Raw genomic sequence first — 20,917 nt, 5'->3', positions numbered from 1 at the left:
CGGCGGGTACACACGATGGAGGTTATAAAGCTATGAATTTGATTCTTATGGGACTTCCGGGAGCAGGAAAAGGAACACAGGCAGAAAAGATCGTGGAAAAGTACGGCGTCCCGCACATCTCTACAGGTGATATGTTCCGCGCTGCCATTAAAAACGGCACGGACCTCGGCCTGAAGGCCAAATCCTATATGGATGAGGGTGCGCTTGTACCGGATGAGGTAACGATCGGCATCGTCCGTGAACGCCTCAGCCAGGATGACTGCAGTGACGGATTTCTACTCGACGGCTTCCCGCGTACACCTGCCCAGGCAGATGCGCTGGAGAACATGCTGTCTGACATGAATCGTCGCCTGGACCACGTGATCTACATTGAAGTAGCGCGTGAGGATCTCTTTAAGCGTCTGACCGGACGCTGGATCTGTCCGGACTGCGGTGCAGCCTACCACGAAATTTTCAATCCTCCTGAGGAAGCCGGCAAATGCGACAAGGATGGAAGCCAGCTGATTCAGCGTGACGACGATAAGCCGGAAACGGTTGATAAGCGTCTCGATGTGAATCTGGAGCAGACAAAGCCGCTGGTTGATTTCTACTCTGAGAAAGGGTATCTCCGCCGCATTGACGGCAGCCGGGAAATCAACGTCGTTTTCCAGGATGTCGATGCACTGCTGCAGGAGAGCCGTTAATGATCCTCCGCAAGTCGGCAGAGGAGCTGGATCTTATGCGTGAAGCAGGACGTATTGTCGCTTTCACGCACGAGGAACTCCAGCAGCACATCCAGCCGGGCATCACCACAAAAGAACTGGATCACATTGCAGACCGTTTCATCCGTCAGCAGGATGCGGTCCCATCGTTTAAAGGCTATCATGGGTTTACTGGAAGCATCTGCACTTCAGTAAATGATGAGTTGGTACACGGAATTCCCGGTACGCGGACCCTTGAAGACGGGGATATCATCAGTATCGACATCGGCGCAGAATATAGGGGCTTTCACGGAGATTCTGCATGGACGTATCCTGTGGGAACAGTAACCGATGCGGCCGCCCGACTGCTGGAAATTACCGAAGCCTCCCTCTGGGAAGGCATCCGGGAAATCCGGCCGGGGGCACCGCTCAGTAACGTTTCCCACGCCGTCCAGCAGCACGTGGAACACCATGGCTGTTCTGTCGTCCGCGAATATGTCGGACATGGTATCGGAAAGGATCTTCATGAAGATCCGCCCATCCCGCACTTCGGACCGCCGGGGAAAGGCCCGCGCCTGGAAACAGGCATGGTGCTTGCGGTGGAGCCGATGGTTAATGCCGGCAGGCGCTATGTCCGGACCAAAAGCGACAACTGGACAGTTGTCACCTCGGACGGATCGATGTGCGCCCATTTTGAACACACGATTGCTGTTGTCGAAGAAGGATATGAAATCATGACAACGATCCGCTGAATGCTAAAAGGTGGTTTTCATCTAATGATAGATCCTGACTCGGTTCCGCAGGCCGGTGAGCTGGTGCGGATTCTTCACGGAAGAGACAAAGATCAGTTTGCCTGCATTATCGAAGTACTCGACGAACGCTTCGTGCTCATTGCCGACGGCGACAAGCGCAAAGTGGACCGTGCGAAGAAAAAGAACTTGCAGCATCTGGAGCGAAGGTATATCATTGCTTCGGAAGTGAAGAACAGTATAATAGAAACAGGTCGTGTTACGAATGCAAAACTTCGCTTTGCAATTTCGTCCTATATCAACGATAATTTACTGAAGGAAGGAGAGTAAATTCATGGCCAAAGAAGATGTTATTGAAGTGGAAGGCACGGTCATTGAACCGCTGCCAAACGCTATGTTCCGGGTGGAACTGGATAACGGGCACAAGATTCTCGCCCACGTTTCCGGTAAAATCCGTATGCACTATATCCGGATACTTCCGGGAGACAAGGTCACGGTCGAATTATCTCCGTATGACTTATCCCGCGGACGTATCACGTATCGTTATAAATAAACATCGATGGAAATGAATCGTTACTCCGGAAGATCAAGGAGGTAAAGAGCATGAAGGTAAGACCATCCGTCAAGCCAATTTGCGAAAAGTGCAAAGTTATTCGCCGTAAAGGGACCGTCATGGTTATTTGCGACAATCCAAAACACAAGCAGAAACAGGGATAATAACAGGAGGTGTAATCTATGGCACGTGTAGCTGGTGTTGACATTCCGCGTGATAAGCGGCTTGTCATTTCTCTAACGTATATCTATGGTGTCGGCAAGAGCCGCGCAGCTGAAATCGTCGAAGAGGCTGGAGTATCCGGGGATACCCGCGTCCGCGACCTGACAGAAGAAGAGCTCGGTAAAGTCCGAAGCGTCGTTGATAACATTAAGGTGGAAGGGGACCTCCGTCGTGAAGTTTCCCTTAACATCAAGCGTCTGATTGAGATCGGATCCTACCGTGGAATCCGTCACCGCCGCGGTCTTCCAACGCGTGGTCAAAAGACGAAGAACAACGCGCGTTCCCGTAAGGGTGCCCGCCGTACAGTAGCGAACAAGAAGAAGTAAAGGAGGTAGTGGTTAAACATGGCTAAACAAAAAACACGCGCAAAGCGTCGTCAGCGTAAGAATATAGAGTCCGGTATTGCCCACATCCGTTCCACGTTCAACAACACGATCGTCACCATCACAGACCCTCAAGGGAATGCAATTTCCTGGGCAAGTGCCGGCGGTCTTGGTTTCAAAGGTTCCCGTAAGTCTACGCCGTTCGCGGCTCAGACTGCGGCAGAAGCAGCAGCAAAAGCGGCAATGGATCACGGGATGAAAGAAGTGGAAGTTTCCGTTAAAGGCCCTGGTGCCGGACGTGAAGCTGCCATCCGTTCCCTGCAGGCAACTGGTCTGGAAGTCAGCATGATCCGTGACGTCACTCCAGTGCCTCACAACGGCTGCCGTCCACCAAAACGTCGTCGCGTCTAATAACCATCCTCAGACACAGAACAGAACGGACAGTGTTTCGTAACAGGTAAGGTGTGCCCAGTGAGGGATTCCGGTTGTGATCACTCACAACCGGGGTTTCGACGTTTTGAAGGAGGGTTTGTTGAATGATCGAGATTGAAAAGCCGAAAATTGAAACGGTCGAATTAAGTGACGATCAATCGTACGGAAAATTCGTCGTGGAACCTCTGGAACGTGGATACGGTACGACTCTCGGGAATTCCCTGCGCCGCATTCTGCTGTCCTCCCTGCCGGGGGCTGCAGTGACATCGGTGCAGTTTAATGGTGTCCTTCATGAGTTCTCCACCATTGAAGGAGTTGTTGAGGATGTTACGACCATTATCCTCAATCTGAAGAAGCTCGCTCTGAAGATTTACTCGGATGAGCAGAAAACGATCGAAATTGAAGCAAACGGCGAAGGCACGGTAACTGCTGCGGATTTCACGCATGACAGTGACGTAGAGATCCTGAACCCGGAACTTCACATTGCGACGCTTTCGAAAGGCGCTCAGTTCCAGATGAAAGTAACCGCCCAGCGCGGCCGCGGCTATGTGCCTGCGGAAGGTAACAATACAGGAGATCTGCCGATCGGGGTTATCCCGGTGGATTCCATCTTTACGCCGGTTGTCCGTGCGAACTATCAGGTGGAAAACACTCGTGTCGGCCAGATTACCAACTATGATAAACTGACGCTTGATGTGTGGACGGACGGAAGCATCCGCCCGGAAGAAGCAGTGTCTCTCGGGGCGAAAATCCTCAACGAGCACCTCAACATCTTCGTCGGCCTGACCGATCAGGCCCAGCACGCGGAAATCATGGTGGAAAAAGAGGAAGACCAGAAAGAAAAAGTGCTTGAGATGACCATCGAAGAGCTCGATCTTTCTGTGCGCTCCTACAACTGCCTGAAGCGTGCCGGTATCAACACGGTACAGGAACTTACGCAGAAATCCGAAGAGGATATGATGAAGGTACGCAACCTTGGACGTAAATCCCTTGAGGAAGTCCAGGAGAAGCTGCACGAATTGAATCTCGGCCTGCGAAAAGAAGACTGATCCTGTCTATCAGACAGTGACTGCGATTAGTGAAGGAGGGAAATGACTCATGGCATACCGTAAACTCGGTCGTGACAGCAGCGCCCGCAAAGCACTGCTCCGCGATCTGACAACAGATCTAATCATCCATGAGCGTATCGAAACTACTGAGCCGAAAGCAAAAGAAATCCGCTCTCAGGTAGAAAAAATGATTACGCTCGGAAAGCGTGGAGATCTCCACGCGCGTCGCCAGGCAGCAGCATTCGTCCGCAAGATGACTGCAGACGAAGAAACAGGCCAGGACGCAGTACAGAAGCTGTTTGACGATATTGCACCTCGCTACGAGGACCGTCAAGGCGGCTACACGCGCGTAATGAAGCTTGGACCACGTCGTGGAGACGGCGCGGCAATGGCGATCATTGAGCTCGTATAAAGCATGACTGAAAAGGGCGGGTCCATCCGGATTCACGCCCTTTTTTTGTGCAGTATAAATGGAAATCCGCCTGCTACCACGAGAAAGGGAGGGAGAGAGCGATGGCTGTCATTGAAGCAGAAGGAGTGACCTTTTCCTACAACAGCGGGGAGACACCGGCCCTTCATGATATTACGATGTCGGTGGAAAAAGGCGAATGGGTGGCTGTCACCGGCCACAACGGCTCCGGCAAGTCCACGCTCGCCCGCCTGTTCAACTCGCTTCTCGTGCCGCAGCAGGGAACGATCCGCACGTGCGGAAGAAATACGGCTGACCCGGCAGAACAGGTGCGGATCCGCCGCCGGGCCGGTATGGTGTTTCAGCACCCGGACAACCAGATCGTCGCGCCGACGGTCGCAGATGATGTAGCGTTTGGTCTCGAAAATGCCGGCGTTCCGGCCCCCGAGATGAAGCAGCGCGTCGAGCATGCCATCGGCCGGCTCGGTCTTACCGGACTGGAAGACCAGGAGCCCCACCGCCTTTCCGGCGGCCAGAAGCAGCGTGTTGCGCTCGCGGGTGTCCTTGCGCTGCGTCCGGAGGTCATTCTTCTGGATGAAGCGACGTCCATGCTCGATCCGTCTGCCAGAGAGGACGTGCGGCGTCTGATGAAGACGCTGTGCCGGGAAGAGGGGATCGCACTTGTTTCGGTCACACACGACATGACCGAAGCCGCGGAGACCGACCGGATGATCGTTCTGGATCAGGGAAGAATTACCGCAGAGGGAAGCCCCCGCTCGCTGTTTCAGGATCCCGCACGTCTGGAAGAGGCAGGGCTCCGGCTGCCGGTACCGCTGCAGCTGTCTCTTGCACTGCAGGCGCGCGGCATTCAGGTCCCGGAAGCCGTGTCGGAAGAAGAGCTGGTGAACGCGCTATGCAGATAACGGTAACGAACGTATCCTACACGTATATGCCGGGCGGTCCGTTTGCCGTGGAAGCACTCCGGGATGTGACGGTCACGTTTGCCTCCGGAGAAACCCACGCCATCATCGGAGCAACAGGCTCTGGGAAATCGACGCTCCTTCAGCTGCTCAACGGCCTGGAGAAGCCGTCGGAAGGATCCATTGATGCAGGCGGCCACACCATTACAGCTGATTCCAGGCAGAAGGATCTGTTTGACCTCCGCCGGCACATCGGCATGGTGTTTCAGTTTCCCGAGCAGCAGCTGTTTGCAGAAACGGTGCTGGAAGACGTCATGTTCGGTCCGCTGAACTACGGCGATGACCGGGAGACGGCGGAGAAAAAGGCATACCGGGCGCTTGAAAAAACCGGACTGCCGCCCTCACTTGCAGAGCGGTCTCCATTTACGCTGAGCGGCGGCCAGATGAGGCGCGCCGCGATCGCGGGCGTGCTGGCACTGGAGCCGAAGCTGCTGCTTCTCGATGAGCCGACAGCGGGACTCGATCCCGACGGCCAGGAGGAGATCATGCGCCTGTTTTCCGAATGGCAGCAGGAAGAAGCAGACCGGACGCTTCTGCTTATTACGCATGATATGAACCTGACAGCCCGGAAGGCTGACCACATTGTGCTGATGGAAAGCGGCCGTGTCCGGACAGAAGGGACGCCTTCGTCGCTCTGGACCCGAGAAGACTTGATCGAAGAAGGGGTGCTTCCGCTTCCGGAAACGTCCCGAATCCTTGCCGGTCTCTGCACAGAAAGCAAGGCCCCGCCTGCTGTTGATGCTTTTACTGTAGAAGATGCGGCGGACCGGATTGCTTCCTGGGTCCGGAAAGGAGAGCCGGATGCTTGAACATGTTCTGATCGGCCAGTATGTTCCCGGGCGCTCGGTCGTCCACCGTCTGGATCCGCGGGCAAAACTTGCGTCGCTGTTTTTATTTATGGTTTTTCTGTTTGTTTCCAGAGAGCTTGTTGTATTGGGCGCGGCGGCTGTCCTGACGGCGGCTGCGCTTCTCAGTGCCGGCATTTCACTGCGTTTTTTCTGGAAGGGAACCCGTCTTGTGCTGATCATCGTGGCACTCACCTTTTTTCTGCATCTGTTTTTGACGCAGGAAGGGCGTGTGCTTCTGGAAATCGGCCCGCTTGCGGTTTACAGCGGCGGACTGCTGGAAGGGTTTGTCGTCGGTTTCCGGCTGCTGCTGCTTATCGTGCTTGCGACGCTTCTGACGCTGACGACGACGCCGGTGGATTTAACCGACGGCATCGAGTCGCTTCTCCGTCCATTGTCGTATGTGCGCGTTCCGACGCATGAGTTTGCGCTCATGATGTCGATTGCGCTCCGGTTCATTCCGACGCTTCTGACGGAAACGCAGACGATTATGAAGGCACAGATGGCCCGGGGCGCTGCGTTTTCCCGGGGATCGGTCTGGAACCGGCTCAAAGCGTTTCTGCCTGTACTGATTCCGCTGTTTTCGCAGTCGTTTAAGCGGGCGGAGGATCTTGCCACGGCGATGGAAGCACGCGGCTACAACGGCGGAGCGGGACGGACGAAATACCGGGAGCTGTCATGGAAGCTGTCGGACACACTGATTTTTTGTATGTTTCTCGCGTTTGCCGGGCTCAGCCTGTGGACGCGGATTGGATAAGGAGCGGATGACGATGAATCGAATGCTCATCCACCTTGCCTATGACGGCAGCGGGTTTCAAGGCTATCAAAAGCAGCCCAATGCCCGCTCGGTCCAGGGAGAGGTGGAGCGTGCCCTTGCAAAAATGCATAAGGCGGCCAGCTGGCCATCCGTTTCCTCGGGCAGAACTGACGCCGGGGTGCACGGGCTCTGTCAGCCGGTTCACTTTGACACCCCGCTCTCGATTCCGGAGGAGCGGTGGCCGAGGGCGCTGAACAGCCTGCTGCCGGACGATATCCACGTGCAGTCGGCGGAGCCGTTTGATGGACGGCATGCGCGTTATGATGCCGAGGCGAAAGAGTATGTCTACCGGATGCTGATTGCAGAGGAGAGGGACATTTTCCGCCGGCATTATGTGCATCAGCTGCGGCAGAAGCCGGATATTACGGCAATGCGCCGGGCAGCCGCCCACTGGCTCGGCACCCACGATTTTTCAGCGCTGTCGTCACCGCGTACAGACGTCGTCGATAAAGTTCGTACGATGTATGCCATCGACCTGGAGGAAAACGGGCCGGAATGGACGATCCGCTTTATCGGGAGCGGCTTTTTGTACCAGATGGTTCGTGTGATGACGGGAACGCTTCTGGAAGTCGGATACGGCAGCCGGCGGGCGGACAGCATGCCCGCCCTCTTAGAAGGCCGTGATCGGCGCACAGCGGGCAAAACGGCACCGGCGGAGGGTTTATACCTCTCCCGCGTTTTTTACAGCCCAGAGGCACTGGAGCGGCATATGAGAGGTCTCTCTCCGGAGGCGTAAGCGCCGTGCAGCAGAGAAAAAGAAAAACAACTGAACCCCGTGTTTTTTCGTATTGACACAGGCCACAGGATGATATATGATGGTTAACGGTATTCTTATGCCCACTAGCCCCGGGTACGGAATCGATCGTTAACCAGACCAATGTTTTTTGGAGAGTCAGAATTAGGAGGGAAATCAACCAATGCGTACAACATATATGGCAAAAACTCATGAAGTAGAGCGCAACTGGTACGTTGTCGACGCAGAAGGCCAGACGCTCGGTCGTCTATCTTCTGAAGTCGCAAGCATCCTGCGCGGAAAGCACAAGCCGACATTCACACCGCACATCGACACTGGTGATCACGTGATCATCATCAACGCAGAGAAGATTGAACTGACAGGGAACAAGCTGCAGGACAAGTACTACTACCGTCACAGCCGTTACCCGGGAAGCCTGCGTGCGACATCTGCAGGAGACATGCGCCGCGAAAAGCCGGAGCGTCTTCTTGAGCTGTCCATCAAAGGCATGCTTCCAAAAGGATCTCTCGGCCGTCAGACAGGCAAAAAGCTCCACGTCTACAAAGGCAGTGAGCACCCGCACGCAGCACAGCAGCCAACAGCGTACGAACTACGCGGATAAATTAAAAGGAGGGAATTTTCTTGGCACAAGTTCAATATGCAGGAACAGGTCGTCGTAAAAACTCTGTTGCCCGTGTACGTCTCGTACCCGGCGACGGAAACATTGTAATCAACAAGCGCAGCATCGACGAGTACTTCGATCTCGAAACACTGAAGGTTATCGTTAAGCAGCCGCTCGTAGAAACAGAAACAGAAGGCACGTATGACATCCACGTTAACGTAAACGGTGGAGGCTACACCGGCCAGGCGGGCGCGATCCGTCACGGTGTTGCACGTGCGCTGCTTCAGGCAGATCCGGAATTCCGTCCGGGCCTCAAAAAAGCAGGCTACCTTACTCGTGACGCACGAGGCAAAGAGCGTAAGAAGTACGGTCTCAAGGCCGCACGTCGTGCTCCTCAGTTCTCGAAGCGTTAAAAAGCCTTATATATCAAGGTTTCCAGCCCCTCTGCTCCCCAACCCGGCAGAGGGGTTTTTTCTGTTTTCGGGTGTACTAACTCACAATTAACTCACAAATGCCGGTTAAGCGTTCATAAACGCTTCAAATTGGGCGGCTGCATTGTCCTGTGCTGTTTGCGTCACATGCGTATAAATGTTCATGGTCGTGTGGATATCAGTATGCCCCAGGCGGGCCTGCACATCCTTAATCGCCAACCCTGCTTCAAACAGCAAGCTGGCATGAGTGTGCCGGAATCCGTGTACGCTAATCTGTGGAAGATCCGGACACTCTTTATAAATTCGGCTGAGAGATTCGTTCAAATACGACAGGCGGCAGAAGTTCATGCGCTGACTGGGATAATGGAAGTTTGTAAAAATCGGCTGCCGATCATCACTGTGAAACGGAACCCCTAAACGCATGTGCCATTGAATCTGATCTTTCCTCCACAGGTGCAGCAGGCGAATGGTTTCCTGATCAAGGCTGATTGTCCGGATCGATGCTTCTGTTTTTGTGGGCATCACCTGCAATTTCCCGTCCACGAATACCAGGGTTTTCTTTAAATGCAGTTTCTTCTCCTGGAAGTCCACATCGCTCCAACAGAGCGCCTGTAATTCCCCTTTCCTTGCTCCGGTATAGGCAAGTAGTCGAAACATCATATGCAGCTTCTGGCGGCTCTCATCGTGTTTGAGATAATCCAGAAAATCCTTTAGTTGCTGTTTCGTGAAAAACTTCTCCTGATCCTCTGGAATTTCCCGTTTCCGTTTCGGCATCATAATATGCTGCATCGGGTTCACTCGAATAATGTTCATCCGCACCGCATACTTAAATACCAGGTTCGCCTGGACTTTGTAATCCCCGAACGATTGCACTTCTACCGCCCACTGATTGATGACCCGTTGACAGTGACGGGTTTCAATCTTCTTCATTTTCATGCTGCCGAAATCCCGCAGAATCCGTTTAAATAGCTTTTCTTTCGTATAAGCCGTGGTGGGCTTAATCTGCAAACGGTTTTGTTCATACCATTCTTCATAGACTTCCTGGAATGTGGGATCCCCCGAAACCGAAACGCCATAATCCGCCGTATCGACTTCTAACCTAGAAGCTGCAAGTTTCGCTTCTTTTTTGGAAGTAAATCCGCTTTTCGTGGTCTGCTTCTGTTTTCCGGTTACGGGATCGTAACCAATATAGATTTTTACCTTGTAATACGTTTTGCCGTCTTTCCGTTTGTAAGATTCAATTCGTGCCATAAAAATGACCCCTTTCTGTTGCTGGGCAGGCGATAGGGAAGGGGTTATTTTTTGAAACCATCTAAATAATCATTAAAATTTTTCCTGATATCCTCTACCTGTTCTGAGATTGTGGAAGAATCTATCGGATCTTCCTCAGATACAGGAAAAAGGTCATTTAAATTGCGAAAAAGAGCAGCAAATAAAATAACGCTTTTCTCATCGGCATTATTCATAAAATTAAATGAATTAATTAGATAGGTAATTTCATGCTGCGGTAATTCGTCAATTTTAGTTTCTTCAAACCGTTTAGATAATTCATGGGTAGATACGCTTCTATGCTTATCCCATACATCACGGAAAAGACTCACTTTTTCTTCATCTGTGAAATCTGATATAGCTTTATTCCCGCTTGTTAAATACAAAACAGAAACTCCTAATTTTTCGGCAAGAGATTCGATCGTTTTAAGGCTTGGATTTTTTCGGTTGTTTTCTACATCGCTTAAATAGGATCTGGATATTCCCATTAATTTAGCAAGTCCAGCTTGTGTAAGTCCTTTTTCTTTCCTTAAATCTTGAATATTATCGCCAATCGGCATAACTATCACCTCCATTATCAGTATAACAGAAAAATGACGCCGATAGACAACATTATTCGTTGACTTATTTTTTTGATGGTGCTATGATTAATTTAATCCATGACGCCGATAGAGACTTTTAGTTTTTAAGGATAAAAAGGAGGAGAGGGTAGTGCAATTAGAAAATGTATGGCGCCAAAAATTAATAAACGAGCGCAAAAGAAGGAAGATGACACAGATGCAGGTTTCTAAAGTAGTAGGCATATCACGAAGTTACTACTCAGAAATCGAAACAGGAAGAAAACTGCCGAGTGGAAAAGTGCTATTAAGGTTAAATCAAGTTTTGCCTATTTTTTTGTATTTCAATGACGCCGATAGATATCAAAAAGGAAATGTAGACAAAACTAGGGAGGTGAAATCATGAACGAACAGCAGGCAACGATAAGCCTACCGATTCCTGAGGAATGGAAACATCAGTATTTCCAAATGTTTTATGATATCGCTTCGACTGCATACGAACAGGCAAAAAACGATGTGGGAGAAAAACGGTTTTTGACAAAGAAAGAGGCTGCGTCTTATATCGGTATTTCATATAACACTTTGCAATCCATTATTGAGGAAGGACTGCCGCTGATTCAGATTAATTCCAAGAATCTCATTGATCGGGAAGATATTCACAAGTTTTTAGCAGGGAAGAAAATCACTTACTAATTCAAGCCTGGGCAGGCGATAGGAGAGGGGTCAGATCAAAGATCACTACGAGCGATTGAAGAACGAACTGAGACAAGCGTCAGAACTGCATCCACAGGTGACGGTGAGCCGGCGGGATCTCGAAGCACTCATGCAAGAAGTTCAACAAAACCGTATGGCAGCAAGCATTAAAAAGAACCCACGATTCTATTAAGGAGGTGATTTACATGGCGGCATACGAGAAACGAGCGTTCTTTCGATATCTAGTTAAATACTATTCATCCACACGGCCGAATATCAGCCAGTGGGCGCAGAAAATGGCAGAGCAATACTAATAAAAAATGGAGGATGATTTGATTATGAAAAATACGTTATTCGATGTGCAGAACAAAGTGGATTCGCAGGAGCAGTTTCTAAAATTGATGGATGGACAGCTTTCCTATCTAGGTGATGATATCGGGCAGATGGTGGATCATCCGGAGGTTGCAGGATTCATGATTCGTGAAGAGAAGATGCAGGAAAGACTGGCAGCTTGTCATGCTGCGCTGCTTCACTGGAAGAAGGAAATGGAAAGAGAAAACCGAGAATTGCAGGAGGAAGTAAAGCGACTTCGTGATCTGTGTGGTCAGGAATAAAAAAATCCCCCACAGCAGGCGAGCTGTGAGGGCGAAACAATTATAACGAAGTAAAAATCTTATCCTTATTATACCAAAAACTGTGTTGAAAAAGAAGGGGAGGGAGTGATTTTGACTGCTCTAACGACAGAAATCTATGAAAACAACATACTAGAAACCTTTCCCCACGATAAAAAGCAATTTGTTTTGTGGAAAGCGATAGAGCGAAACGGGAGAACAACGAAAATTCCATTTCAGCCGGACGGATCGGCAGCAGACAGTACGGATCCATTCACCTGGATCACTGTGGAAGAAGCGTTGCAATCTTACGCAGGTGGCCGGTTTGATGGAATAGGTATGGTTCTCACCGGAGGATATGCTGGTATAGACATTGATAAGTGCATCGATCCAAACACTGGCGAAGTTCCGGATTGGGTGCGGGAAATCTTGAAAATCACGGATTCTTATTATGAGGTTTCCCCATCCGGAGCCGGCCTGCACATCATTATGAAGGTTTCTAATTTGAAACGGCTGCATGAATACCGAAGCCGAGACGCAAGCAAGGGCCTGGAATTTTACTATCAGAGCCGATATTTCACACTGACTGGCAATACCGCGAACGGCGCACTAAAGGCCATACGCGAGGATGACGAAGCGCTAAAGTCGGTACTGGACAAGCATTTAACGAAAAATCCGAAACCCGTCACACCTGAGACACCTGGACCAGAAGGCGGAAACGATCTTTCTACGGATCAAATTATCGAAATCGCAGAAAAAAGCAAAACCGGCAGCCGATTTCAGTCATTCATGCGTGGCGGCTGGGAGAACCAATACGGATCCCAGTCAGAAGCAGATATGGCCTTTTGTAATGATCTGGCGTTCTGGTGTGCTAAGGACGAAAGCAAAATGGACGATATTTTCCGTCAGTCGGCGCTCATGCGTCAGAAATGGGAGCGCCCACAAAATGGCTTCACCTACGGTGCAGAGCAGATCCAGAAGGCCGCTGCTGAGTGTCGGAATGTATATAGCCCGCAGCAGGAGTTTCAAGTGAACGTGAACGATTCTCAGGCGTTACAAACGATTTTGAATCAACGCCGTCAGGAAGAACTGGAAGCGATGGAGGTTCAGTGGGAGAACGAGGGATCCCGCGGAAGAAAGCCCATCGTTATACCGCCGTTAAGATGCGCGGGGATTCTCCAGGAACACATTGAATTTATACTTTTCGATTTAGAAGAAAACACTAAGGTTGCGATGTATCAGCCTGGAGAAGGGATTTATACCCGGAATACCACACTGATTAAGCGGGTGATTTCCTGGCTGGAACCGCGATTGAATAACAATAAAGCAGAGGAAGTTATCTATCACCTAACCAATCGCGCTGAAATCCGTGAAAGAACAGAATCCCGCTATCTGCTGCCTGTTAAAAATGGTGTATTCAATCTCCGAAAGAAGCAGCTTGAACCATTTAACCCTAAACACGTGTTTACAACGAAAATCTCTACGCCTTACACGGAGAACCCAAAAGCACCAAACCTGGAAGGCTGGAATGTGGAAGATTGGTTGTCCTCTATCGCTTGCCATGATAAAGAAATTGTTCATCTTCTATGGCAGGTCATCAATGATTCATTGAACGGAAACTATTCCAGAAAGAAAGCTATCTTCCTGATCGGGGAAGGAAACAATGGTAAAGGTACGTTCCAGGAATTAATTACGCACCTGATCGGGCTGAATAATATCGCCACATTAAAAGTAAATGAATTTGATGAGCGCTTCCGTCTATCTGTACTGGAAGGAAAAACAGCCGTGATCGGCGATGACGTGCCGGCCGGCGTATATATCGATGATAGTTCCAATTTTAATTCCGTTGTCACGGGCGATGTTGTTTCAGTGGAGCAGAAAAACAAGCCTATCTATAACACATCCTTTAAGTGCAGTGTCATCCAATCCACAAACGGGATGCCGAAGTTCCGCAACAAAACCACAGGTACGATCAGAAGGCTGGTAATCGTGCCATTCAATGCGGATTTCAATGGACAGGCAGAAGATACCAGGATTAAAGACGAATTTATTAAAGATCCGGCCGTGCTGGAATATGTACTGCATCAAGCCGTGCATATGGACTTTGAGAAGTTCGATATTCCACAGGCTTCTGTGAATGAACTTGAAGTATTCAAGCAGGACAATGATCCGGTGCTGGATTTTAAACTATCTGTATTTGATGAATGGGATGTTCAGAAAGTGCCGAAATACGTTGTTTATGGGTTTTATAAACAGTTTTGCCTGGACAACGGATATAAACCGTTAGCAGAAAGGCAGTTTCATAAGCAATTCAAGAATTATTTGGGCGGTGAATGGGATACACAGGCTCAGGGCAGGTATTCTTACGAAGCATTATTAAAGGAGTTGGGGGATCTGGATGTATTAGGAATCGGTTTCCCAGATAAAAATAAAAACCAGAAATCATATGAAAAGCCGAAAAAATAATCTATAAGTGCAACTGTGCAACTTAATTGCAACCGAAAAATTAAAACACAGTTGCACGCATAAACCTTTTCATGACAGTAGTTTGTCCTGCAAATGCAACCATGCAACCGAAAAACACCTTATTTAGAAAATGAAATAATATATCAAACAAATGTTCGTAATAATAAAAAATATAATAGCAAGTGAGATTTTCGGTTGCACGGTTGCACACAGGCTTAATCCGTTGTGAGAGTAAGCACGAAGGTTGCAACCGTAAACAATCATTACAGTTGCTTTTTCGGTTACAAATTAACAAACCCAAAAAAGGAGGAACCAAACCATGAGTAATCTCATTCATTTAACAGATCGAATCGATGTGGACGATACCCGGCAGTTTTATCTGCTGCCGGAAAAGGATCGGCAGCGCCTATGTAATTGGATCGAACAGTATGTGATCCCGTGCAAGACGAAAACTACACGGGCAGACAGTGTGAACTCATACGAGTTAAAGCATCTGTTTGGAAAGAACGGCGGATTCTATGTGGTGAATGGCGCGATGAAGGGAGCCATGCTGGAATATGATTTCGATGTTTACAACGAGGATTTTCTAAATTGGAACTTCAACGTTGGACGTAAGGTTTTCAAAGTCGTGGATCCAGAAGGTGCGGCGCGTGATCGATTGATTGCCAGGGGCATGTACTAAACGATCAAACAGCTGCATGAAAGGAGGTGAAGCGTGTGGAAGCGATTATTCGGCTGCTGGATAAAGTGATATACCCAAACCGAACAGCGAAGAAAGCGAGACGGCAATCTGTGGAAGAAAACAAACTGCGAAATGAAATGATTGAGCGGCACAGTAATCTGTGATGAAAACATAATCCCCCCGGGTCAAAAGTTATTATAGAAAAACTCAATGGGATACCGGTGGAAGGGGTCGATTTCCGAGATTTATTCCGATTCCCCGTAGGGCGGGGCCTTTAAGGAGGTGACAAAAAATGACAAAGACAAGCGAAGCTGTTCGCAATCATCTATTAGAGCAGATCGATGAAACAGATGCGATTCAACTTGAAAAGGTAGATCGTTATGAAGCACTGCTCGAATCGTTTGAAGAAATGACGCGGCTGATCAACGAAGCCGGCACTTCCATTGTGGTGAAGAACGGCGGCCAGGAATACCTGAAAGCCAATCCACTGATCGGAGAGCGTAATAAGGTGAGCGCTCAGATGCTAAGCATTGAGAAGTCTCTCAACCTGAGTGGCACGAAAACAGATGAACTACTTTAAAAGAGGGAGGGGGATTCATGACGGTACAGGATGATCAGGCGTTTCGGCTGTGGTGCAAGGCGCACAATATCCCGTTTGAGGAAGTCACGCACCGTCATCATTTTTACCAGATCGAACTGCGGAATCTTACGATTGCTTTAATGCAGGGGAAAATATCCCCCCAGGAAATGCAGCATGGCCGGGAATTTCTCCTGGCAAGGCTGATCAGGCATTATCATCCTCCCCCCGGACGCAGGGGCGGGGAGAGATGAATATATATGTACGAGAACGCTCTAGCTGTAGAACTATTTAAGAGATGGTCTCTGGAAAATGATGTACCGATCCAGGTGGTAGCCAACCGAAGCAGGCACTCTTTTTCGAGAGATTTGCTCCGGTTGGGAATCCAGATGGCCGAAAGGAAATATCACATCATCGCAATATCGGGCGCGAGAAAAACCTGCATGAAAATCTAAAAAAGCATTTAAGAAAAGCGGAGAGAACGAGCATAAAACAAAAACAGGTGCGTAAAGATAAGTGAAAAAACAGTACCTTATACAAACCCGACAAACGGCGGAACTTATCGCGAACAAAGAGAAAGAATTGATTAATTCAATTCCACTGGAAGTTCAACTGAAAGAAGTGAAGGAAGCCATTAAGGAACCATCCTCTGTGCAAGAACTGGATTACCTGGAAGGACGTGAACGCTTCCTGGAACGGGAGCTGCGATGCAATAAGTCCAAGCCGTTTCAGTTAGAGCCTACGGAACAGGAGAAAGTGAAAGATAATTACCGGATCAAAAAGGAAGAAGCAGACGCAGCCTATCGGGCTGCTGAGAAAAAGCTGATGAAAATGATGAATGATTTCGTGAAGAAAGCCGATCCCCTTCTGGAAGAAATGGCGGAAATCTAAAAAAGTAGGCGCGCACCGGATCACGAACCTTCTTGATGGCTCCAATTATGAATATGTAGGTATGAATCATGAACCATGAACCATATGGAGGATGAACTGATCAACAGGGTAATAAATGTGGTTATTTCAGCACGTAGAGAAGAACTGGGTATTCCAAGTTATGGTCTGCTAAGCAAAAAAACACACGACAGCGCCTATCACGTATGGACGAACTATAACGGAAAAATGGTGCACCTGGATCCTGTGTTCGGTCGTGATTTGGATATTGAAGTAACGAAGGTGGATCTGACAGAAGAAAACATCGATGAAAAAAATACAGCGGATTCCGGGTCTGCGAAGCTCACCCATGAAAAAGCGAAAGCTGTTGAAATAAAGCGCACCATCTGTGGAAGGGGGTGATGCACATGGAGAAGCCGAGGAAGCTGAATAAGAAAAAGAAACGGGAGATTGAAAACCTGCTGCGCTGGTATTACAGCCTGGATCCGGAAAACCTTCACCGGAAGCAGATCGGAGCGTTTCAATTCATCCAGTCCTTTCTGGATAATTACGGGCGCTTCCATCCGCGGGAGGTCAAGGACGTTGAAGAATATTTTCGGATGCAGCTGCAAAACAAACCCATCCGGTACACCGAATCAAAAGAAGCGTTTCAAGCCAGGATGAACCCGCTGTATTATCAACTGCGCGTGGCGCTGATACACCAGGGATTCATAAGTAAATAAGAAAGGAGGGAGAGAACATGTCAGACAGAATACAGGGTTTAACGATCGGCCTGGATCTGGACGCAGTAAAAGCCGAACGCGGATTGACGGGGTTAAAGGATAATCTGAAAACCACGACAACGGAAATGCGGGCCAATATGAGCCAGTTTGATAAGGCGGATCAGAGCATCGGGAAATATGAAACAAGGCTCGAAGGTCTTAATAAAAAACTGGAAGCCCAGGAAGCTGTGACACAGGCGGCAGGTGAAAAGTATGAAGAAATGGTGGAGAAGCACGGCGAGGGATCGAAGCAGGCAGAACGGGCAGCGCAGGAATACAATAAACAGTCTGCCGAACTGAACAACCTCAGCCGATATGTGGACGATGCTACACAGGATTTAGAAGCCATGCGGCAGGAGCAGGAGAGACAGGAAAGTCAATGGACGAAAACCGGTGAAGCGATTCAACAGGCCGGTGATAATGTAAGCAAAACCGGAGACACTATGATCGGCGTTGGTAAAGTGTGGACGGGCGTTGTCGCTGGTATTGGTGCAGCGGTTGCCGGTGCAGGGGCGGCTGCGTTTTCCTTAACAGGTAGTGTGACAGAAAACGCGGACGCAATCGCGAAAGCATCCACACGGATGGGCGTTTCCACGGACTTCTATCAGGATATGGAATTTTGGGCCAGTCAGAACGGAATCGCTCAGGGCAAGATGGAGCAGGCCCTCCAACGTGTGAACCAACGCATGGGGGAAGCCCGCGCCGGAAATGAAGGATACCGGGATGCGCTGGAAGAATTGGGCGTGAGTATGGAAGAAGTGGAAGCAGGAACGGTTTCCACAGAAGATGCGTTTGCCCGTTCGATTCAGTCTCTCTCAGAAATGACGAACGAGCAGGATCAAGCTAGGCTTGCCGGAGAACTGTTCGGAAAGAATTTAGGGCAGGAACTACTGCCGGCGCTGCAAGAAGGCTCCCTATCGATGGAAGAAGCAAATGAAATGATGGATGAATTTGGACTGCGTATGGATGACAAGGATTTTGAAGATGCAGCTAAATTCCAGGATACAATGGATGTGCTACAACGAACGTTAGGCACAGTCGCGCAGCAGATCGGGCTGGAACTCATGCCGCACCTTCAAACATTCTTAGATTGGATTCTGGCAAACATGCCGGATATTCGTCAGACCGTTACGCAGGTGTTCGATCAGGTAGAAGAAAAAATATCCACAGTGGTGAAATGGTGGAGGGAATTGTCTGGATCGGCACAAGCCTATATATCCATCGCTGCCGGAATAGCGGCGGCGATGGGGCCGATGCTGTTAGTATTTGGAGCCATACTAAAGGTTATAGGCCCGTTGATTTCATCATTCGGTAATTTGTTCACATGGATTGGAAGTGTCGGCGGCATCATGCCAGCGTTGCGGATTGGGATGCTGGCATTAACCGGGCCGGTTGGTTTGGTTGTTGCGGTCATCACTGGATTGGTTGCAGCGTTTGTCATGGCCTACCGCAATTCGGAAGAGTTTCGGGATCGCCTGAGTGGAGCCATTGAGGGCGCTAAAAACGTCTTTGAAATGGTAGTTGAAATCATTAAAGATTTGGTCGCTGATGTGGTCGCTGACTTCCACGAATTTATGGGAACCCTCACTGAATTTTGGCAGGAAAATCAGGAATCCATACAGGGAGCAGCAGACAATATCATGCTGGCCGTCACCTGGATGCTCGAACGCATATGGGAATATGTAGAAAAAATCATGCCCGCCATAAAAATGGCCTTTCAAACGGCCTGGGGTGCAATTTCTACGATTGTAAAACTTGCCACAAATACCATTATGGGTATCATTCAGATTTTCGCAGGTCTTTTTACCGGCGATATGGATAAAATGCTTGAGGGTGTTAAACGGATTTTTGTTGGCGGGTTTGATATTGTCGTAGGATTTCTCAGTGATTTCATCAGTAATGCACTCACGATGGTTTCCGGATTACGAGAAAATTTCTCGGATCATGTAGGAAGGTTGCGTGATCGGGTTAGTGATTTCTTTACCGGAATGAAAGACAATGTATTGCAAGCCGTCCGCAATATGCGGGAATCTGCGGTGCAGCGTTTTGTCAAAATGAAGGATCGCTTTTTTGAAGTAGGCCGCAATATCCGCGACAACATTAAAGATCGGTTTGATGATATGGTGACGGCAGCAAAAAACCTGCCTGGCCGTATCGGTGACGGGATTAAAAATGCCGCGTCAAAAGCCACATCCGGTGTAAAATCATTTGCAAATAGCATAGGTGACACGCTGGAAACCGGTGTAAATAAAGTTGTTGGTGGGATGAATAGCTTGCTCGGAAAAATTGGAGTAAGCCTGCGTATCCCTGAGATTGCTATTCCACAGTACGCGACAGGCACGAAAGATCATCCGGGCGGGCCTGCTGTTGTGGGTGAGAAGGGGCGAGAATTGGCCCATGTGCCGGGATCCGGATATACCATCCTGGGAACGCAGGGAGCCGAATTGCTGAATCTCCCGAAAGGATCAAGCGTCCTACCGAACCGACAGACGGAAAAATTATTAAAAGAAGGCATGGGATTGCCTGGTTATGAGGGCGGAATCGGCCGTGCGTTTAGTTGGGTGAAGAATACAGCCAAAGCCGGATGGGATAAAGCGTCCGGACTGGCAAACGATGCCGTGGGCTGGTTGTTAGATGCGCCAGGCAAGCTTTTTAATAAAGCGATGGAATTTACTGGTGTAGATATGCCGGACGGGGAATCGTTTGGCGGCAGTGTCATGCGTGGTGCGTTTAACGGATTTAAAGATGCCGTGGTCGAGAAGTTAAAAGGCGCACAGTCGGAAGTACGGCCAGGGGATCCGAATTTCTCCGGGTATCGTATGACAAGCCCGTTTGGTTGGCGTACACATCCTATTACTGGGGATCGCCGACATCATAACGGGATTGACTATGCAGCCGCAACAGGCACACCAATACCTGCACAGGGCGGCGGTCGCGTAGCATTTGCCGGAAATACTGGGTCTGGTTTTGGTAATTTTGTGCGTATTGTGTCAGGCATTTTTGAACATATTTACGCGCACAACAGCAGAAACCTGGTACGCACCGGGCAGAATGTATCGCGTGGTCAGACAGTCGGACTTGTGGGATCCACAGGAGCCAGCACCGGCCCGCACGTGCATTATGAAGTGCGGAAGAACGGAATGCCTATCAACCCGAAAGGCTTTGCCACAGGCGGGCTGATTAAGGATAAAATGATGGCGTTGATCGGTGAGGGCGGTTATCCAGAATATGTGATCCCTACGGATCCTTCCAGAGCATCAGAAGCAAGTAAGCTGCTGGCACTGGCCGGACAGGATATTGAGAGCAAGGGCGGGGCAAAGCGCCCGCATCAACTGCCGAACCCCGGAACATCAAACGGGGATCAGATGATGGCTGCACTGATGGAGCAAAACGAGATTTTAAAACAGTTGTTAGAAAAGGATTGGACTGTGGAAGCCGATGGTCGGGAGATTGCCCGTGTTGCGGAACCATATGCCAAACAGTACCGGGAGAGTAAGCAGATTCGTCAGTTAAGGAAGGAAGGTATGGATTATTAAAAGTTAGGCCGTCTCAGGGGCAACCTGGGCGG

Annotated in this window: 29 protein-coding genes; 27 read left to right on the top strand and 2 right to left on the bottom strand. The window is 49.5% G+C overall.

The features are described from left to right. Positions 1 to 32: 32 nt before the first annotated feature. The 15 genes from C6I21_RS13885 (at position 33) to rpsI (ending at position 8,827) form a co-directional block, all read left to right on the top strand. The gene (locus tag C6I21_RS13885) at positions 33 to 683 is read left to right on the top strand and encodes an adenylate kinase (RefSeq protein WP_105960079.1); all 651 of its coding nucleotides are present in this window, start codon (positions 33 to 35) and stop codon (positions 681 to 683) included. Beyond that, the gene (map, locus tag C6I21_RS13880; protein ID WP_105960078.1) at positions 683 to 1,432 is read left to right on the top strand and encodes a type I methionyl aminopeptidase; all 750 of its coding nucleotides are present in this window, start codon (positions 683 to 685) and stop codon (positions 1,430 to 1,432) included. The genes C6I21_RS13885 and map overlap by 1 nt, the downstream gene beginning before the upstream one ends. A gap of 24 nt (positions 1,433 to 1,456) precedes the next feature. After that, a complete protein-coding gene (locus C6I21_RS13875; RefSeq protein WP_105960077.1) occupies positions 1,457 to 1,759 on the top strand; it encodes a KOW domain-containing RNA-binding protein in 303 nt (100 codons plus the stop codon). Positions 1,760 to 1,763: 4 nt separating this feature from the next. Further along, on the top strand, positions 1,764 to 1,982 hold the full coding sequence (gene infA, locus C6I21_RS13870; protein WP_105960076.1) for a translation initiation factor IF-1: 219 nt from the start codon (positions 1,764 to 1,766) through the stop codon (positions 1,980 to 1,982). Positions 1,983 to 2,032: 50 nt separating this feature from the next. Continuing rightward, the gene (rpmJ, locus tag C6I21_RS13865) at positions 2,033 to 2,146 is read left to right on the top strand and encodes a 50S ribosomal protein L36 (RefSeq protein ID WP_105960075.1); all 114 of its coding nucleotides are present in this window, start codon (positions 2,033 to 2,035) and stop codon (positions 2,144 to 2,146) included. A gap of 18 nt (positions 2,147 to 2,164) precedes the next feature. Continuing rightward, entirely contained in the window at positions 2,165 to 2,530 is a 366-nt protein-coding gene (gene rpsM / locus C6I21_RS13860; RefSeq protein WP_105960074.1) for a 30S ribosomal protein S13, read from the top strand. A gap of 18 nt (positions 2,531 to 2,548) precedes the next feature. Next, entirely contained in the window at positions 2,549 to 2,938 is a 390-nt protein-coding gene (gene rpsK / locus C6I21_RS13855) for a 30S ribosomal protein S11 (protein ID WP_105960073.1), read from the top strand. A 125-nt stretch (positions 2,939 to 3,063) separates the two neighbouring features. Next, positions 3,064 to 4,008, top strand: coding sequence for a DNA-directed RNA polymerase subunit alpha (locus tag C6I21_RS13850; protein WP_105960072.1), 945 nt, complete (start codon positions 3,064 to 3,066; stop codon positions 4,006 to 4,008). 49 nt (positions 4,009 to 4,057) lie between these two features. Then, positions 4,058 to 4,420, top strand: coding sequence for a 50S ribosomal protein L17 (gene rplQ / locus C6I21_RS13845; protein WP_105960071.1), 363 nt, complete (start codon positions 4,058 to 4,060; stop codon positions 4,418 to 4,420). A 47-nt stretch (positions 4,421 to 4,467) separates the two neighbouring features. Further along, positions 4,468 to 5,340 carry an energy-coupling factor transporter ATPase gene (locus tag C6I21_RS13840; RefSeq protein WP_245411654.1) on the top strand — a complete coding sequence of 291 codons (873 nt, stop codon included), beginning with the start codon at positions 4,468 to 4,470 and terminating at the stop codon, positions 5,338 to 5,340. Further along, on the top strand, positions 5,331 to 6,206 hold the full coding sequence (locus tag C6I21_RS13835; RefSeq protein WP_105960069.1) for an ATP-binding cassette domain-containing protein: 876 nt from the start codon (positions 5,331 to 5,333) through the stop codon (positions 6,204 to 6,206). Before C6I21_RS13840 ends, C6I21_RS13835 begins: the two co-directional genes overlap by 10 nt. After that, positions 6,199 to 6,999, top strand: a complete 801-nt coding sequence (locus C6I21_RS13830) for an energy-coupling factor transporter transmembrane component T family protein (RefSeq protein WP_105960068.1) — start codon at positions 6,199 to 6,201, stop codon at positions 6,997 to 6,999. Before C6I21_RS13835 ends, C6I21_RS13830 begins: the two co-directional genes overlap by 8 nt. 13 nt (positions 7,000 to 7,012) lie before the next feature. Next, entirely contained in the window at positions 7,013 to 7,795 is a 783-nt protein-coding gene (gene truA / locus C6I21_RS13825; RefSeq protein ID WP_105960067.1) for a tRNA pseudouridine(38-40) synthase TruA, read from the top strand. 181 nt (positions 7,796 to 7,976) lie between these two features. Further along, entirely contained in the window at positions 7,977 to 8,414 is a 438-nt protein-coding gene (gene rplM, locus C6I21_RS13820) for a 50S ribosomal protein L13 (RefSeq protein ID WP_105960066.1), read from the top strand. 20 nt (positions 8,415 to 8,434) lie between these two features. Continuing rightward, the gene (rpsI, locus tag C6I21_RS13815) at positions 8,435 to 8,827 is read left to right on the top strand and encodes a 30S ribosomal protein S9 (protein WP_105960065.1); all 393 of its coding nucleotides are present in this window, start codon (positions 8,435 to 8,437) and stop codon (positions 8,825 to 8,827) included. A 105-nt stretch (positions 8,828 to 8,932) separates the two neighbouring features. Here rpsI and C6I21_RS13810 read toward each other — a convergent pair whose 3' ends face one another. Both C6I21_RS13810 and C6I21_RS13805 read right to left on the bottom strand, forming a co-directional pair. Beyond that, on the bottom strand, positions 8,933 to 10,096 hold the full coding sequence (locus C6I21_RS13810) for a site-specific integrase (protein WP_105960064.1): 1,164 nt from the start codon (positions 10,094 to 10,096) through the stop codon (positions 8,933 to 8,935). 44 nt (positions 10,097 to 10,140) lie between these two features. Next, complete coding sequence (locus C6I21_RS13805; protein WP_105960063.1) at positions 10,141 to 10,674, bottom strand: helix-turn-helix domain-containing protein; 534 nt, start codon at positions 10,672 to 10,674, stop codon at positions 10,141 to 10,143. A gap of 151 nt (positions 10,675 to 10,825) precedes the next feature. On the opposite strand from C6I21_RS13805, the gene C6I21_RS13800 reads away from it, so the two are divergent. From C6I21_RS13800 to C6I21_RS13745, 12 genes are all read left to right on the top strand, one after another. After that, the gene (locus tag C6I21_RS13800) at positions 10,826 to 11,077 is read left to right on the top strand and encodes a helix-turn-helix domain-containing protein (RefSeq protein WP_210200639.1); all 252 of its coding nucleotides are present in this window, start codon (positions 10,826 to 10,828) and stop codon (positions 11,075 to 11,077) included. Continuing rightward, positions 11,074 to 11,364, top strand: a complete 291-nt coding sequence (locus C6I21_RS13795; RefSeq protein WP_105960062.1) for a MerR family transcriptional regulator — start codon at positions 11,074 to 11,076, stop codon at positions 11,362 to 11,364. The genes C6I21_RS13800 and C6I21_RS13795 overlap by 4 nt, the downstream gene beginning before the upstream one ends. Positions 11,365 to 11,702: 338 nt before the next feature. Further along, entirely contained in the window at positions 11,703 to 11,978 is a 276-nt protein-coding gene (locus C6I21_RS13790; protein WP_105960061.1) for a hypothetical protein, read from the top strand. 111 nt (positions 11,979 to 12,089) lie between these two features. Next, positions 12,090 to 14,441, top strand: coding sequence for a phage/plasmid primase, P4 family (locus C6I21_RS13785; protein WP_245411652.1), 2,352 nt, complete (start codon positions 12,090 to 12,092; stop codon positions 14,439 to 14,441). A gap of 319 nt (positions 14,442 to 14,760) precedes the next feature. Beyond that, a complete protein-coding gene (locus C6I21_RS13780; RefSeq protein ID WP_181186266.1) occupies positions 14,761 to 15,123 on the top strand; it encodes a hypothetical protein in 363 nt (120 codons plus the stop codon). Between the two features lie 35 nt (positions 15,124 to 15,158). Then, positions 15,159 to 15,287 carry a hypothetical protein gene (locus tag C6I21_RS16800; protein ID WP_280953458.1) on the top strand — a complete coding sequence of 43 codons (129 nt, stop codon included), beginning with the start codon at positions 15,159 to 15,161 and terminating at the stop codon, positions 15,285 to 15,287. A gap of 128 nt (positions 15,288 to 15,415) precedes the next feature. Further along, the gene (locus C6I21_RS13775; RefSeq protein ID WP_105960060.1) at positions 15,416 to 15,703 is read left to right on the top strand and encodes a P27 family phage terminase small subunit; all 288 of its coding nucleotides are present in this window, start codon (positions 15,416 to 15,418) and stop codon (positions 15,701 to 15,703) included. A 17-nt stretch (positions 15,704 to 15,720) separates the two neighbouring features. Beyond that, a complete protein-coding gene (locus tag C6I21_RS13770; RefSeq protein ID WP_105960059.1) occupies positions 15,721 to 15,954 on the top strand; it encodes a hypothetical protein in 234 nt (77 codons plus the stop codon). 262 nt (positions 15,955 to 16,216) lie between these two features. After that, complete coding sequence (locus C6I21_RS13760) at positions 16,217 to 16,591, top strand: hypothetical protein (RefSeq protein WP_105960057.1); 375 nt, start codon at positions 16,217 to 16,219, stop codon at positions 16,589 to 16,591. Positions 16,592 to 16,675: 84 nt separating this feature from the next. After that, on the top strand, positions 16,676 to 16,990 hold the full coding sequence (locus C6I21_RS13755) for a hypothetical protein (protein ID WP_142393269.1): 315 nt from the start codon (positions 16,676 to 16,678) through the stop codon (positions 16,988 to 16,990). 5 nt (positions 16,991 to 16,995) lie between these two features. After that, positions 16,996 to 17,310 (top strand): hypothetical protein, encoded by a 315-nt coding sequence (locus C6I21_RS13750; RefSeq protein ID WP_105960055.1) that lies wholly within the window; start codon positions 16,996 to 16,998, stop codon positions 17,308 to 17,310. Between the two features lie 17 nt (positions 17,311 to 17,327). Then, entirely contained in the window at positions 17,328 to 20,885 is a 3,558-nt protein-coding gene (locus C6I21_RS13745) for a peptidoglycan DD-metalloendopeptidase family protein (RefSeq protein ID WP_105960054.1), read from the top strand. Positions 20,886 to 20,917 lie beyond the last annotated feature (32 nt).

It is taken from the genome of Alkalicoccus urumqiensis (genome assembly GCF_002993335.1).
GTDB lineage: Bacteria > Bacillota > Bacilli > Bacillales > Salisediminibacteriaceae > Alkalicoccus > Alkalicoccus urumqiensis.
The sequence above is the reverse complement of the archived record's forward strand: the minus strand, read 5'-3'. Positions and strand labels throughout refer to the sequence as shown.

Bases quoted from the DNA above. Each gene is read 5' to 3' on its own strand.
- map (WP_105960078.1), top strand. From the start codon at position 683: ATGATCCTCCGCAAGTCGGCAGAGGAGCTGGATCTTATGCGTGAAGCA.
- C6I21_RS13885 (WP_105960079.1), top strand. From the start codon at position 33: ATGAATTTGATTCTTATGGGACTTCCGGGAGCAGGAAAAGGAACACAG.
- C6I21_RS13795 (WP_105960062.1), top strand. From the start codon at position 11,074: ATGAACGAACAGCAGGCAACGATAAGCCTACCGATTCCTGAGGAATGG.
- rpmJ (WP_105960075.1), top strand. From the start codon at position 2,033: ATGAAGGTAAGACCATCCGTCAAGCCAATTTGCGAAAAGTGCAAAGTT.
- C6I21_RS13875 (WP_105960077.1), top strand. From the start codon at position 1,457: ATGATAGATCCTGACTCGGTTCCGCAGGCCGGTGAGCTGGTGCGGATT.
- C6I21_RS13750 (WP_105960055.1), top strand. From the start codon at position 16,996: ATGGAGAAGCCGAGGAAGCTGAATAAGAAAAAGAAACGGGAGATTGAA.
- rplM (WP_105960066.1), top strand. From the start codon at position 7,977: ATGCGTACAACATATATGGCAAAAACTCATGAAGTAGAGCGCAACTGG.
- C6I21_RS13835 (WP_105960069.1), top strand. From the start codon at position 5,331: ATGCAGATAACGGTAACGAACGTATCCTACACGTATATGCCGGGCGGT.
- C6I21_RS13770 (WP_105960059.1), top strand. From the start codon at position 15,721: ATGACGGTACAGGATGATCAGGCGTTTCGGCTGTGGTGCAAGGCGCAC.
- C6I21_RS13805 (WP_105960063.1), bottom strand. From the start codon at position 10,674: ATGCCGATTGGCGATAATATTCAAGATTTAAGGAAAGAAAAAGGACTT.
- rplQ (WP_105960071.1), top strand. From the start codon at position 4,058: ATGGCATACCGTAAACTCGGTCGTGACAGCAGCGCCCGCAAAGCACTG.
- C6I21_RS13830 (WP_105960068.1), top strand. From the start codon at position 6,199: ATGCTTGAACATGTTCTGATCGGCCAGTATGTTCCCGGGCGCTCGGTC.
- C6I21_RS13850 (WP_105960072.1), top strand. From the start codon at position 3,064: ATGATCGAGATTGAAAAGCCGAAAATTGAAACGGTCGAATTAAGTGAC.
- C6I21_RS13775 (WP_105960060.1), top strand. From the start codon at position 15,416: ATGACAAAGACAAGCGAAGCTGTTCGCAATCATCTATTAGAGCAGATC.
- C6I21_RS13790 (WP_105960061.1), top strand. From the start codon at position 11,703: ATGAAAAATACGTTATTCGATGTGCAGAACAAAGTGGATTCGCAGGAG.
- truA (WP_105960067.1), top strand. From the start codon at position 7,013: ATGAATCGAATGCTCATCCACCTTGCCTATGACGGCAGCGGGTTTCAA.
- C6I21_RS13780 (WP_181186266.1), top strand. From the start codon at position 14,761: ATGAGTAATCTCATTCATTTAACAGATCGAATCGATGTGGACGATACC.
- rpsM (WP_105960074.1), top strand. From the start codon at position 2,165: ATGGCACGTGTAGCTGGTGTTGACATTCCGCGTGATAAGCGGCTTGTC.
- C6I21_RS13810 (WP_105960064.1), bottom strand. From the start codon at position 10,096: ATGGCACGAATTGAATCTTACAAACGGAAAGACGGCAAAACGTATTAC.
- infA (WP_105960076.1), top strand. From the start codon at position 1,764: ATGGCCAAAGAAGATGTTATTGAAGTGGAAGGCACGGTCATTGAACCG.
- C6I21_RS13755 (WP_142393269.1), top strand. From the start codon at position 16,676: ATGGAGGATGAACTGATCAACAGGGTAATAAATGTGGTTATTTCAGCA.
- C6I21_RS13745 (WP_105960054.1), top strand. From the start codon at position 17,328: ATGTCAGACAGAATACAGGGTTTAACGATCGGCCTGGATCTGGACGCA.
- rpsK (WP_105960073.1), top strand. From the start codon at position 2,549: ATGGCTAAACAAAAAACACGCGCAAAGCGTCGTCAGCGTAAGAATATA.